The organism is Paenarthrobacter nicotinovorans (assembly GCF_007670255.1).
Lineage (GTDB): Bacteria > Actinomycetota > Actinomycetes > Actinomycetales > Micrococcaceae > Arthrobacter > Arthrobacter nicotinovorans_B.
Map to the genome: position 1 here is coordinate 418,119 of NZ_SZVS01000002.1, position 12,828 is coordinate 430,946.

13 protein-coding genes are annotated in these 12,828 nt (G+C 61.7%); 4 read left to right on the forward strand and 9 right to left on the reverse strand.

The window, feature by feature from the left end; genetic code table 11:
- Positions 1–14 precede the first annotated feature (14 nt).
- The 7 genes from FDP28_RS04805 to FDP28_RS04835 form a co-directional block, all read right to left on the reverse strand.
- Complete coding sequence (locus FDP28_RS04805; RefSeq protein WP_144659439.1) at positions 15–1,493, reverse strand: CpaF family protein; 1,479 nt, start codon at positions 1,491–1,493, stop codon at positions 15–17.
- On the reverse strand, positions 1,490–2,692 hold the full coding sequence (locus FDP28_RS04810; RefSeq protein ID WP_144659440.1) for an AAA family ATPase: 1,203 nt from the start codon (positions 2,690–2,692) through the stop codon (positions 1,490–1,492). The genes FDP28_RS04805 and FDP28_RS04810 overlap by 4 nt, the downstream gene beginning before the upstream one ends.
- A complete protein-coding gene (gene cpaB / locus FDP28_RS04815; RefSeq protein ID WP_144659441.1) occupies positions 2,689–3,456 on the reverse strand; it encodes a Flp pilus assembly protein CpaB in 768 nt (255 codons plus the stop codon). Before cpaB ends, FDP28_RS04810 begins: the two co-directional genes overlap by 4 nt.
- Positions 3,457–3,497: 41 nt before the next feature.
- Positions 3,498–4,529 carry a pilus assembly protein TadG-related protein gene (locus FDP28_RS04820; protein ID WP_260842336.1) on the reverse strand — a complete coding sequence of 344 codons (1,032 nt, stop codon included), beginning with the start codon at positions 4,527–4,529 and terminating at the stop codon, positions 3,498–3,500.
- Entirely contained in the window at positions 4,517–4,891 is a 375-nt protein-coding gene (locus tag FDP28_RS04825) for a TadE/TadG family type IV pilus assembly protein (protein WP_144659690.1), read from the reverse strand. Before FDP28_RS04825 ends, FDP28_RS04820 begins: the two co-directional genes overlap by 13 nt.
- Before the next feature lie 94 nt (positions 4,892–4,985).
- On the reverse strand, positions 4,986–5,189 hold the full coding sequence (locus FDP28_RS04830; protein ID WP_144659442.1) for a Flp family type IVb pilin: 204 nt from the start codon (positions 5,187–5,189) through the stop codon (positions 4,986–4,988).
- A 318-nt stretch (positions 5,190–5,507) separates the two neighbouring features.
- Positions 5,508–6,134, reverse strand: a complete 627-nt coding sequence (locus FDP28_RS04835) for a prepilin peptidase (protein WP_260842337.1) — start codon at positions 6,132–6,134, stop codon at positions 5,508–5,510.
- 305 nt (positions 6,135–6,439) lie between these two features.
- Between FDP28_RS04835 and rplM the strand changes: the two genes are divergently transcribed.
- The 3 genes from rplM (at position 6,440) to glmM (ending at position 8,953) form a co-directional block, all read left to right on the forward strand.
- Positions 6,440–6,883 (forward strand): 50S ribosomal protein L13, encoded by a 444-nt coding sequence (gene rplM / locus FDP28_RS04840; protein WP_144659444.1) that lies wholly within the window; start codon positions 6,440–6,442, stop codon positions 6,881–6,883.
- Between the two features lie 38 nt (positions 6,884–6,921).
- Entirely contained in the window at positions 6,922–7,431 is a 510-nt protein-coding gene (gene rpsI, locus FDP28_RS04845; protein ID WP_144659445.1) for a 30S ribosomal protein S9, read from the forward strand.
- Between the two features lie 157 nt (positions 7,432–7,588).
- A complete protein-coding gene (glmM, locus tag FDP28_RS04850) occupies positions 7,589–8,953 on the forward strand; it encodes a phosphoglucosamine mutase (RefSeq protein WP_144659446.1) in 1,365 nt (454 codons plus the stop codon).
- A gap of 8 nt (positions 8,954–8,961) precedes the next feature.
- Here the strand turns inward: glmM and FDP28_RS04855 are convergent, their stop codons facing one another.
- Together FDP28_RS04855 and coaA are read right to left on the reverse strand one after the other, a co-directional pair.
- Positions 8,962–9,831, reverse strand: a complete 870-nt coding sequence (locus FDP28_RS04855) for a M15 family metallopeptidase (RefSeq protein WP_144659447.1) — start codon at positions 9,829–9,831, stop codon at positions 8,962–8,964.
- 1 nt (position 9,832) lies between these two features.
- Entirely contained in the window at positions 9,833–10,804 is a 972-nt protein-coding gene (gene coaA / locus FDP28_RS04860; protein WP_144659448.1) for a type I pantothenate kinase, read from the reverse strand.
- 139 nt (positions 10,805–10,943) lie between these two features.
- Between coaA and glmS the strand changes: the two genes are divergently transcribed.
- A complete protein-coding gene (gene glmS / locus FDP28_RS04865) occupies positions 10,944–12,827 on the forward strand; it encodes a glutamine--fructose-6-phosphate transaminase (isomerizing) (RefSeq protein WP_144659449.1) in 1,884 nt (627 codons plus the stop codon).
- Position 12,828 lies beyond the last annotated feature (1 nt).

Consider the following 12,828-nt stretch of genomic DNA (forward strand, 5'->3'; position numbering starts at 1 on the left):
GTCCCACCGTGCGATCATCGTGGGCCTCCGGAGATCAGTGAACCGAAGACTGCCGGTGACAGTTGAATGCCAAGGTCGGCGAATCGCTCCGTGAACCGGGGCCGGACGCCAGTAGGAACGGTTCGGCCCCTGAAACGGCCGTTGGTGTCCACCCCTGCTGCATAGTCGAAGACGAACGCGTCCTGAAGGGTCACCACGTCCCCTTCCATCCCTTGGACCTCGGTGATGTGGGTGATGCGCCGGGTACCGTCCCGAAGACGGCTGATATGGACGATAAGGTTGATGGCCGAGGCAATCTGTTCCCTGACGGCCCGAAGCGGCAGGTCCATTCCCGACATCAGCACGAGGGTCTCAATGCGGGCTATGGCATCGCGTGGAGAGTTAGCGTGCACAGTCGAAATGGAGCCATCATGCCCGGTGTTCATGGCCTGCAACATATCCAGCGATTCGCCACCGCGTACTTCGCCAACCACGATCCTGTCAGGCCGCATGCGAAGGGAGTTGCGGACCAGGTCACGGATGGAAATCTCCCCCCGGCCTTCAATATTGGCAGGACGGCTCTCCAGGCGCACCACATGCTCCTGTTGCAATTGCAGCTCCACGGCGTCCTCGATGGTGACGATCCGGTCATCTGCAGGAATGAAGGACGACAAGACATTGAGGAGTGTGGTTTTACCGGTACCAGTGCCCCCGGAAACGATGATATTCATGCGGGCCCGGACACATGCGCTGAGCAGTTCGGCCATTTCCGGAGTCATACTGCCAAACTCAATGAGTTTCGCTGCAGTCAAGGCCTCCCGGCCGAATTTGCGGATGGTAAGCGATGGCCCGTTAACGGCCAGCGGCGGGATGATGGCATTGACGCGCGAGCCGTCGGCCAAGCGTGCATCCACCAGTGGGGATGACTCATCAATGCGGCGACCTACCCGGGAGACGATCCGCTCGATGACGCGGCGGAGAGCCTCATCCGACGTGAAGCGGGCCTCCGTCTTGTACAGCTTCCCCCCACGTTCGACGTAAATGCTATCGAACCGGTTGACCATGACCTCGGTCACCGCCGAGTCGTTCAGGAATCGCTGGATTGCTCCGTGGCCCATGACATCGTCAAGAATATCCCCGGTCAGCCGCTGCCGCTCAGTCGTACTGAGTGGAACTTGCTCTTCGTCAACGACGAGTCGAAGTTCATCCCTGACGTACTGGTTGAGTTCGTTTTCTTCCAACGTGGAATCAGTGAGCCGGGAACCAAGTCGTTCGTACAGGGCCGACACCGCTCGTTCCTTGAGCCCAGCCAGAGCCCCGCTGGCCAGGATCGTCGAGGGTGATTCCCCATCCGCTTCCGTGATACTGGATGCCGCCGCGGCGACCCTGGCTTCCTGTATGCGCCCCAGCGTGGATGCTGGGGTGTCCGACGGAAGAAGGGTAGGAGTGCTCAGTGTCTCCTGGCGAGCGCTCTCCGGATTGCGAAGATCTTCAAACCTGCGTGACAGACTCATCGAACTACCGCCCTTCTGTGTACCTGCTTGCGGGACCGTTCATCCCAATTCGGCTGGAACCGGCTGACGAGCAGGCGGAGCCCCTTCAAAGCAGCATCCCGGCTGGCGTCCTGAAGCAGTGGTACGCCCTTGTTGGTTGAATACGGCAACGTTCGGGAACGGGGGATCGCTACGTCGACGGGGACGCCAATGGTGGCTTCGATGTCCTTGAGCTGCAGCCCGCTCTTGTGGTCGGTCATGTTCAGTACCACGTGCCGGTTCCGCGGAAGCAGTTGCAGCTCATCCAGGATTTGCAACCCGCTACGGAGCCCACGAATGCTTGGAATATCCATCCCACAAACCCACACCGCATCTGTGGCACATTCGAGGGCGGCCAACACGTGCTCTCCCAGGCCCGGAGCCGTATCGACCACGACGTATTGGAATTCGTGACGCAATTGTTCCAGGAGGCGAGTGATATGGGCAGCCGAGATCTTGTCCATTTCCACTGGATTCCGTGGCGCACACAGGGCGTAGATGCTGGCGGGATGGACTGTGAGGTAGGTCTTGAGGACCATCGCGTCTTGGGTTGCTGGACCGAGGACGGCATCGGTGATGGTTCGTTCAGGTTCCAGTAGCAAGCCGCTGCCGACGTCGCCGAACTGCAGATCAAGATCCACAATGACCACTCCCATAGGCGCAAGTTTGCCAAGGCCCACGGCCAGATTAGTGGCCACTGTGGTCTTGCCTACGCCGCCTTTGGGTGACATGACAGCAATGACCCGGCCACCGGAACCGATCGTTCCTTCTCCCGAGACAGGAGCCAGGCCCCGGCGCCGGCCAGCAGCCGCCAAACACGCCCTTTCCACCATGATGCGGATGTCTTCCACATCTGCGGTGGGCGAAAGGATGTCCCGAACGCCGGCCCGCATGGCTCCAAGCACAAGCTCGGCCGTCTGGACGGCCGCCAGCACCACGCTGATTTCCGGATACTGCAGGTCCATCAACGATGCGAGCTTCAGCGACTCCGACACTTCCAGCCCGGGTCCGAGAATCATAACCTCAGGGGGTTCGCCGAGAAGCTGGTCCATGATGTCACGGGGTCCCTCAGGCAAATAGTTCGCCTGGAACCATTGGAGACTGCCGCTCATGCCCGCAGTTGCGGTCCGAACGCGCTTCTCAAAGTCGTGATCTGCTGTGATGAGAATAAAGCGACTCATTTGAACAACCTCCCCCGGTCCAGGACTCCTGAGGTTCCTTCGGTGGCGCCTGCGGGCTCCTTGGACAGGTAGACGGTGCCGAATTCGGCTGCATAGACGATCTTCTCCACGTCAACATCCGATCTTGCCAAGGTGACGAGGTACTGACCGGCTTGGCTGGAGTTCTTATTGGCATTCAGGGCTCCGCCACCGGAAGCATTTTCTGCGCTGGAAGTGTCAGCGACTGCTCCAGTTGCGTCCTGAACAGCCGTCACCAGCACTTTGTGGAAGGTCAGCTGCGTCTGGTCAGGGGCGTTGGACTTGTCGTTTTCCTTGACTGACAGCATGACGCCAACAGTGTCACCGGCGATGAGGCTCCCACCAACAACTCGTTCGATCGGTAGTTTCAGGGTTACTTCCTGGAGGCCTGGCGGCAATTCAACCCGACCCGGCCCAACCACGGCGTTCGGTTCCACCATGCGCGAGGAAAGGACTTGTTCGCCTTGAACGAGCGCCACTGCCGCGACCTTCGAACCGAGGTCGGCCAGACTGCTGATGCTGTCCGACGCCACTGCCGACTTGGGAATTGCCCGTTTCACGACAGAATCTCCGAACTTGGCCGCTGTGGTGCCGGCCGGGATGTCCTTTTGGACGATGTAGACCTCTTTAGTCTCAGTGTTGGCCAAGGCGCGCTTGTCGGCGCCTTGGACGTAGAGAACGAGCATCACTGTTCCAATGACGGCTACGACAAGCGCAGCGATGCCTCCCAGTAGGCGAGCTTTCATTGCTTCTCCTGTTCGATGCGGGGCAGAGCGAATCCGGACCGCTATTTGATGAGTTTCACCACGACGGTGCCAAGATTTGCACCAGGACCGGTGCTATTACCGCCTTCGATATCGTCGATGGAAACGTATTTGACGAACTTCCCTATGATGCAGCGGTCCGGGCCACCCGAACACGCAAGGTTCGAGTTGCCGACTGCCGCGGTGGTGTTGCGGAATTCGTAGACGCCACCTTGGCCCAACTTCCAGCCTGTGATGCGGAACGTTGCGTAGCCCATCAGGTGGAAGGACCCGTTGTTGCCTGTCCCGGTTGCTGTATCAAATACGGGAAAATGTACTTCCAGCACCTTTCCGGCGTTGAGGGTATTGATCCAGCCCTGCAGGATAATGGCGCATTGCGAGGGTTTGTTGTTACCTGGATCAGAGCCGGCGACATTCCCCACTGTTGTCACAACCTTGCAGTCGTTGTCCGGATCGTCCAGCCAGCCCCAGCCACCGGGAATGGTGTGCCCGGAGGCATTCGTGCAGGTTACGCCCGGCTTCCAGGAGACCTTTTGAAGGCTCCCGCTCGCCAAACCTCCCGCGAGGTCCCAACACTTGTTGGAGAACGCCAAGGGAAAGCCGCCGCCCCCGTTTGGGGCTACCAAGGCTGCGGTTGCCGTGGCCCCAACCGTGGCCGGCCCTGAACTCAGTGCGCTGGCGAACATCTTCGTAAGGAAACCCGCATTGCTGGTTCCGTCGATGGTGGAGGTCTGGACAGTCACTTGGTTCTGAACCGAGAGGTCTACAGACCTCACTCGTGAAACACCGTCTCTGGAGTTCTGGTCGGCGAGTTGTTTCGCGGCCGTGTTCGCGCTGCTTTGTGTGCAGCCCGAGCTGGACGCGCAGAGTTGGGCGACCGCGATCGCTCCTGCGTCCGCACCGTTCTGAAGCTCGCCGCGTTCGGCGTAGATTTGCCCGACATCCACTGCCATGGCGCCTGCGCCTATGAGTACCAGCATCATGAGGGCTACCAGCATGCCGCTTGCGCCGCGTTCGTTGCTGTCCCCGCTGAACCTTGTCTTTAACCACCGCACCGCATGGCCCCCTTACCGACTACGGAAAGCGATGGAGTAAAGAGCCCGGTCAGCGTCGGCGAGCTGAACGTCACCGTTGCGGTGACAGTCGCGCCCGGACTGCAGGCGCCGGAAAGGCTGACGTTTCCGGGAGCGAGATTAATGCTCGGTGCCCCTGCCACTGCGGCGGCTTGGGCTTTAGCTGTGCTATTGGTGACAGCCATGGTTCTGGCAGCCTCCCGCGCGGCTTGCGTAGCGGAAATCTGGAGATTGAAAAAGAATGCGAATTCCACGATTCCCACGACGAGGAGCAGTAGTAGCGGCGCTACCAGGGCGAATTCGACCGCCACGGCCCCACGCTCATTCGCCGGCCCTTTCTTCATGTTGTTCACGTAACCCTCCCAGGGGTTGGCGCCTAAGACAGCGATGCCGCGTCCGCGCTGGGCGGACGCGGCATCGTGCTCGGGGGTGTGGGTCCTACCAGCTGTTGACCGTGTTGGCCAGCCCATTGAAGAAGCCGTTAAGGGCTCCGCCGAAGGCGCCTACGCCGCCGACGAGGATCAGGGCGATCAGGCCAACCAACAGCCCATATTCCGTTGCTGTCGCGCCCTTCTCTTCCCGGGTGAAGCGGTCCTTGACGCCGGCGATGAATGCAATGGTGTGGATCATGAAAGTAGACATTGGAAAATCCTTCCCAGAAATGATTTTGTTTGAGGGTAATGAATGGTTATTGCGAGAGTGTAGATTATCCGAGCTCGAAGGGCTGTTATTGCTTTACCCGTTCGGAATTCGATGACTCAAGAATTGCCCAGGCACGCCAATAGCCACAATGCGTAGCCGTACTCGATTTATTTGGGCATGCATTACCTGCCCGGTGAGCGTAGGGGAGCCAAGTACTCAGTTTCGGTGGCTGAACAAGCAGGAACTACTTGGTTTTAGCAGGAGGCTTACTAATCAGAGAGCGGCCATGAGGAGAGAAGAGCACGTACTCAGCCAGGCTCAGTGCAGGGCGAGGATTACGCCAAAGGCCGCGAGGACCATCGCAGGCCCATGGGCCGTTTCTGCTGGTTTTTCCGCGGATCGCAGCCGTAACATCAGCACCGTCAGCACCCCGCCCACCACGAATCCCAGCAAGCCGCCGAAGAGTACTTGCTGCCAACCCAAGTAGCCCAAGTACATTCCAAGTGGTGCGGCGAGCTTCACATCGCCCATTCCGAGGGCGCCCGGAGAAATCAGTCCCAAAATCAGGTAGCCGGCGAACAGTATGAAGCCTCCGGCGAGTGCGCGGAGCAGGTCTGTCCACCCAGGTTCAAGCACGGAGGACAGCGCCAGGAGCCCCAATGCGCCGATAAGCAGGGTCAAAACAAGGGGGTTTGGAAGCAAATGAAGCGTGAAATCAATACGTGAAAGTTGAACGCCTAAAAGTGCCAATAAAAGAAAGGCCGGCAATTCCGGCGCCATCCCAAACCGCCACCCAAGCAAAGCGAAGAGCAATGCGGTAAGCGCCGCCGTCGTGATCCGGACCTTAATGGGAGGGAGGCCGCCGAGCCGCGGCAGCGAACGGGCGATGAGCAGCTCGCACAACGGGCTGAGCAGGAGGCCGGCAAGCGCCAGCAGGAGCGGCATGGCAAGTCCGTCAGTCACGTGCTCTCCCTCATTAACACAGGTACCCCCGGGCGGTCTAACCCCATTTTGACCCGGACGCCCCGTTACCGGTATTGTTTAGAGTCGTTGTGCGTGTCCTATCTCGATGACACATGCCTTCAGGGGGATCCAGTTGCAGGATCGCTAACTCCGGAGGCATTTCGAGATCTTGGGATGACTGGTACATAGAGCCCTCACCTCTGCTCCGGTAGCGCATACATAGTAGGTACACGACTCACTGCGTGTCGCCTAAAACATGAACGCCAGAACAAGAACGAGGCAAAACCGTGCGTACGTACACCCCGAAGCCCGGCGATATCAACCGCCAGTGGCACGTCATTGACGCCACCGACGTTGTCCTTGGTCGTCTTGCCAGCCAGACCGCAACACTGCTGCGCGGAAAGCACAAGCCGACCTATGCGTCCCACATGGACATGGGCGACTTCGTCATCATCATCAACGCTGAAAAGGTTGCCCTCACCGGCGCCAAGCTGGAGCAGAAGCGCGCATACCGCCACTCCGGTTACCCGGGCGGCCTGACCTCCGTCAACTACGCCGAGCTGCTGGAATCCAACCCGGTTCGCGCTGTTGAGAAGGCCATCAAGGGCATGCTCCCCAAGAACTCCCTGGCAGCTCAGCAGCTGGGCAAGCTCAAGGTCTACGCAGGCTCCGAGCACCCGCACGCTGCACAGCAGCCGAAGACTTTCGAAATCACCCAGGTCGCCCAGTAGTCCTGGCCACCAACTAACTTTTCATCACAAGGAGAACCGTGGCTCAGAACGAAGAACTGACCGCCGAAGCCGTCGAGGCTGAGGAAAACCTCACCAGCTACACCTCTGAAAGCAGCCCCGCTGCTGAAGATGCTCCCAAGAAGGAGCGCCCGGCACTGACCGTTGCCGGCGCAGCTGTTGGCCGCCGCAAGGAAGCCGTTGCACGCGTTCGCGTTGTTCCGGGTTCCGGCAAGTGGATCATCAACGGCCGCGAGCTGGCCAACTACTTCCCGAACAAGCTGCACCAGCAGGATGTCAACGAACCGTTCCGCGTTCTTGACCTCGAGGGTGCTTACGACGTCATCGCCCGTATCCACGGCGGTGGCCCCTCCGGCCAGGCTGGTGCACTGCGCCTCGGCATCGCCCGTTCGCTGAACGAGATCGACGTCGAGAACAACCGCGCCACCCTCAAGAAGGCTGGCTTCCTGACTCGCGACGCCCGCGTCATCGAGCGTAAGAAGGCCGGTCTCAAGAAGGCACGCAAGGCCCAGCAGTACTCCAAGCGTTAAATCGCTTCGCCCCACGTCAGGGGCATCGGAGGCCCGTTCCACCCTTTCGGTGGGGCGGGCTTCCGCCGTTTAAGCACACCGGAAAGGTGGGTCGGGAGGGGACGCTCCCAAGCCCCGATGAACAGCTGGTGCCGTGGCGTCGTCTAAACTTGACCCGATGTCTAGATTATTTGGAACAGATGGCGTGCGCGGTCTCGCGAACGGATTACTCACCGCTGAACTGGCGATGCAGCTCGCGCAGGCGGCCGCCGTCGTACTCGGCCATGACCGCGCGACAGACGGAAAACGGCCCCGGGCGGTAGTCGCCAGGGACCCCAGGGCCAGTGGTGAATTCCTCGCCGCCGCCGTGGAGGCCGGGCTTTCCAGCTCCGGTATCGACGTCTACGACGCCGGTGTTCTCCCCACCCCCGCCGCAGCTTACCTGGTGGCAGACCTCGACGCCGACTTCGGCGTCATGCTGTCCGCTTCCCACAATCCTGCGCCGGACAATGGAATCAAGTTCTTCGCACGGGGCGGCCAGAAGCTGCCTGACGACGTCGAGGACGCCATTGAGGCGCAGCTGGGCAACGAGCCGCAGCGGCCCGTGGGCGCCGACGTCGGACGCATCCAGCGCTTCTCGGACGCCGAGGACCGCTACATCGTGCACCTGCTCGGCACGCTCCCGAAGCGCCTGGACGGTTTGAAAGTCGTGGTCGACTGCGCCCACGGCGCCGCGAGCGGTTGCTCGCCCCAGGTGTTCAAGGATGCCGGCGCGGACGTTGTGGTCATCGGTGCCGAACCCGATGGCCTGAACATCAACGAGGGCGTGGGTTCGACCCACCTGGGTCCCCTGAAGGAAGCTGTCGTCAAGCACGGCGCACACCTCGGCGTAGCGCACGACGGCGATGCTGACCGCTGCCTTGCCGTGGACCACGAAGGCAACGAAGTGGACGGCGACCAGATCATGGCAATCCTGGCGCTGGCACTGAAGAAGGCCGGAAAGCTCAAGGACGACATCCTGGTAGCCACGGTCATGAGCAACCTCGGCCTTAAGATTGCCCTCCGCGATGCCGGCATCACCATCCGTGAAACCGGTGTTGGTGACCGTTACGTCCTGGAGGAAATGCGCGACGGCGGGTACAACCTCGGCGGCGAACAGTCCGGCCACGTGATCTTCTCCGACTACGCCACCACCGGCGACGGCGTCCTGACCGGCCTGCAGCTTGCCGCGCAGGTGGCCCTCACCGGACGCTCCCTCCAGGAGCTTGCCGGCGTGATGACCAAGCTCCCGCAGCTCATGATCAACGTCAAGGGCGTCGACAAGGCCCGCGCCGCTACCGACGAAGGCGTGGCCGCGGCTGTGGCCGCAGCTGAGCTGGAACTCGGCGAAACCGGTCGCGTGCTGCTCCGTCCCTCGGGCACGGAAGCACTGGTCCGCGTGATGGTGGAAGCGGCGGACATGGAAACCGCCGAACGCATCTGCACGGAGCTCGCAGCAGTGGTCAAGGAGCGCCTCGGCGCTTCCAGCGAGATGGCCGTCTAGGAACGGAGCTAGAGGTAGTCCGGCGCTGCCTCAAGCCCGAAGTAATCTTCGAGAGTCGCGATGCCGCGTGTGGCCATGTCCACCGCGGCATCGACTCCGATATACCGCAGGTGCCAGGATTCGTAGAAGTAGCCCGTGGTGTCATGGAACATCCAGGGGTACCTGACGACGAATCCGTACTTGTGCGCATTGGCCTTGGCCCAGATGGCTGCCGGTTGCTCGGCGAAGCATGGCTGGAAGCTGCAGGCTCCGCCGCCGTCGCCGATATCGAAAGCCCAACCCGTCTGGTGCTCTGAGTGGCCCGGGCGTGCCGAAGCACGGTCGGCCGCGGCCTGTCCGGTGCTGGCCACATATCCGTTGTAGGTGGACACCTGGGTGGTGTAGGAGCGGTAGCCCGAAGCCAACGTCATGATGACGCCCTCCGAAGCAGCAGCGCCGAACATCTTTTCCGCGGCAGCCGCCGTCGTGCTGTTCAGCAGTGCGGCCTCTCCGCTGACGGCGAGCCGTACGGCAGGCTGCACCAAATCTGCGGGCACAAAGTTCTGCGGGTTCAAGGGCCGGTGCTTATTGACGATGACCCAGGGGCTGGTGGGGTCGGTCAACGAGTGCTGGGTCTTCAGGGTGATGGACGGAACCGGGCTGGCCGTGGGCTCCGCAGTGGCTGTTGGCTCTACCGTTGGCGCGGCAGTGGGTGCAGCAGCGCTACTGGAAACGGCCGCTGAAGGCGTGGCATCGGCCTGAACCGGCACCGTAGCCGCAGCGGGGGAGGGCGCGCCGTTCTGCGGCGTGCAGGCGGTCAAGGCGGCCAGTCCGGTGCCGGCAGTGAGCAGCCCGGCGAAGGCCCGCCGGCTGGGCAGCGGCGTGTTGTCGTTGCGCAAACTAGACCTTCCTTAACAGCATGCGCCGGATGGAGTGGTCTGCATCCTTGGTGAGCACCAGCTGAGCGCGCCCGCGCGTCGGCAGGACGTTTTCCTTCAGGTTGGGCTCGTTGATGCGCTTCCAAATGCCCCGGGCGGTGGACTCGGCGTCTTCGTCGGACAAGGTGGCGTACCGGTGGAAGTAAGACTCGGGCTGGGCGAAAGCGGTGCTCCGCAGCTTCCGGAAGCGGTCCACGTACCATTCCTCGATGTACGAGGTCTTGGCGTCGACATAGATGGAGAAGTCGAAGAAGTCACTGATCGCCAGGCCTTGTTTTCCGTCCATGCGCGGCCGGGCCGGGGCAAGCACGTTCAGGCCCTCGACGATCAGGACGTCGGGGCGCCGCACCACAACCTCCTTGCCCGGCACGATGTCGTAGGTAACGTGCGAGTACCACGGTGCCCGGACTTCCTCGGCGCCGCCCTTGACCTCAGAGACGAAGCGGAGAAGTCCCCGCCGGTCATAGGACTCAGGGAAACCCTTGCGTTCAAGGAGGTGGCGGCGCTTGAGCTCGGCCAGCGGGTAGAGGAAGCCGTCCGTGGTGATGAGTTCGACGTTGGGCGTGCCCGGCCAGCGGCGCAGCATCTCGCGGAGCACGCGGGCGATGGTGGACTTGCCGACCGCCACGGAACCGGCGACGCCGATCACGAACGGCGTGCGCTGGGTCTGTTCACCGAGGAAGGTAGTGGTTGCCGCGTGCAGTTGGTGCGAGGCTTGGACGTAAAGGTGAAGGAGCCTGGACAGGGGCAGGTAAACCTCCCTGACTTCCTTCATGTCCAAGGGATCTCCAAGCCCCCGCAGGCGGAAAATGTCCTCTTCGTTGAGGGGCTGCTCCATCTGCGCCGCGAGCCTGGACCAAGTCTGACGGTCCAGCTCAACAAACGGGGAAGCGCCGTCGCCATTAGCTTCGGTGCGTTGCAAAGTCACGATCATGATTCTGCCCTCCGCGCGGCTGATCAGGAAATGCGCGATGACCAGAGGGTGAATTGTGTGCTGTTAAACGGGGAGCAAGTAGTCTAGGAAATAGGATGTCCCACGTCAGTTGTTTGCAGAAGCCGCTAGGCTTGTATCCATGTGTGGAATCGTAGGCTATGTTGGCAATTCGTCTCGCGAGGCAGCTGGTTACAGCGCCCTTGACGTCGTGGTGGAAGGGCTGCGCCGTCTGGAGTACCGCGGATATGACTCCGCTGGCATCGCAGTAGTAGCCGATGGGGCAATCTCATCGCGTAAAAAGTCCGGCAAGCTGAGCAATCTGGTCGCGGAACTGGAAGCTCATCCCGTTCCCGAGTCGCTGACGGGCATTGGCCACACGAGGTGGGCCACTCACGGTGGCCCCACCGACCGTAACGCCCACCCGCACCTCTCCGATGGCGGCCGCCTGGCTGTCATCCACAACGGCATCATTGAGAACTTCGCTGAGCTCCGCCAGGAACTGCTCGCCAAGGGTGTCACGTTCGAATCGGAAACCGACACCGAAGTGGCTGCCGCCCTTCTGGGTGACATCTTCCGGAACCAGCTCAAGGGCGACGGCGGCAACCTCACCGAAGCGATGCGCCTGGCCTGCCAGCGCCTTGAGGGTGCGTTCACGCTTCTGGCAGTGCACGCGGACCAGCCCGACGTCGTGGTTGCTGCCCGGCGCAACTCACCCCTGGTAGTGGGCCTGGGCGATGGCGAGAACTTCCTCGGCTCCGACGTCTCCGGCTTCATTGACTACACGCGCCGCGCGGTGGAACTGGGCCAGGACCAGATCGTCACCATCACGGCCGACTCTGTGGAGATCACGGACTTCTTCGGCGCTCCCGCCGAAGGCAAGGAATACCACGTTGACTGGGACCCGGCATCGGCTGAAAAGGGTGGCTTCAACTCCTTCATGGAGAAGGAAATCCACGACCAGCCTGACGCCGTGGCGCAGACCCTCCTGGGCCGCTCGGACCTCAACGGCCAGCTGACCCTGGACGAGCTCCGGATCGACCCGGAGCTCCTTAAGCAGGTGGACAAGATCATCGTCCTCGCCTGTGGTACTGCCGCGTACGCCGGCCTGGTGGCCAAGTACGCCATCGAGAACTGGTGCCGTATCCCCACGGAGGTGGAGCTCGCCCACGAGTTCCGCTACCGCGATCCGATTGTGGACGCCAAGACGCTGGTGGTTTCCATCAGCCAGTCCGGTGAAACCATGGACACCCTGATGGCCGTCCGCTACGCCCGCGAACAGGGCGCCAAGACGATCTCCATCTGCAACACCAACGGCTCCACCATTCCGCGTGAATCCGACGCTGTGCTCTACACGCACGCCGGGCCGGAAATCGCTGTTGCGTCCACCAAGGCATTCCTCGCGCAGATCACTGCCGCCTACCTCCTGGGCCTCTACCTGGCCCAGCTGCGCGGCAACATCTTCTCCGGCCAGATCAAGGATGTCCTCGCGGACCTGAACAAGATCCCGGCCAAGATCCAGACGATCCTCGACAACGCAGGTCCGCTGCGCGAGCTCGCCCGCAGCATGAAGGACGAAAAGTCCGTGCTGTTCCTGGGCCGCCACGTGGGGTACCCGGTGGCTCTCGAAGGTGCGCTGAAGCTCAAGGAAATCGCCTACATCCACGCTGAAGGCTTCGCCGCGGGCGAACTCAAGCACGGCCCGATCGCCCTGATCGATGACGGCCAGCCGGTCTTCGTCGTCGTGCCTTCCCCGCGCGGCCGCGACTCGCTGCACTCCAAGGTGGTCAGCAACATCCAGGAAGTCCGCGCACGCGGTGCACGTACCCTGGTCATCGCTGAAGAGGGCGACGAGTCGGTCAAGGACTACGCGGAGCAGGTGTTCTACGTTCCCGAAACGCCGACGCTGCTCATGCCGCTGCTCACCACGGTTCCGCTGCAGATCTTTGCTGCCGAACTGGCCGGGGCGAAGGGTTACGACGTCGACCAGCCGCGTAACCTCGCCAAGAGCGTCACCGTAGAATAAC

Excerpts from the sequence above, each read along its gene's own strand:
- FDP28_RS04805 (WP_144659439.1), bottom strand. The coding sequence starts at position 1,493 with ATGAGTCTGTCACGCAGGTTTGAAGATCTTCGCAATCCGGAGAGCGCT.
- FDP28_RS04810 (WP_144659440.1), bottom strand. The coding sequence starts at position 2,692 with ATGAGTCGCTTTATTCTCATCACAGCAGATCACGACTTTGAGAAGCGC.
- cpaB (WP_144659441.1), bottom strand. The coding sequence starts at position 3,456 with ATGAAAGCTCGCCTACTGGGAGGCATCGCTGCGCTTGTCGTAGCCGTC.
- FDP28_RS04825 (WP_144659690.1), bottom strand. The coding sequence starts at position 4,891 with ATGAAGAAAGGGCCGGCGAATGAGCGTGGGGCCGTGGCGGTCGAATTC.
- FDP28_RS04830 (WP_144659442.1), bottom strand. The coding sequence starts at position 5,189 with ATGTCTACTTTCATGATCCACACCATTGCATTCATCGCCGGCGTCAAG.
- FDP28_RS04835 (WP_260842337.1), bottom strand. The coding sequence starts at position 6,134 with ATGCCGCTCCTGCTGGCGCTTGCCGGCCTCCTGCTCAGCCCGTTGTGC.
- glmM (WP_144659446.1), top strand. The coding sequence starts at position 7,589 with ATGTCTAGATTATTTGGAACAGATGGCGTGCGCGGTCTCGCGAACGGA.
- coaA (WP_144659448.1), bottom strand. The coding sequence starts at position 10,804 with ATGATCGTGACTTTGCAACGCACCGAAGCTAATGGCGACGGCGCTTCC.
- glmS (WP_144659449.1), top strand. The coding sequence starts at position 10,944 with ATGTGTGGAATCGTAGGCTATGTTGGCAATTCGTCTCGCGAGGCAGCT.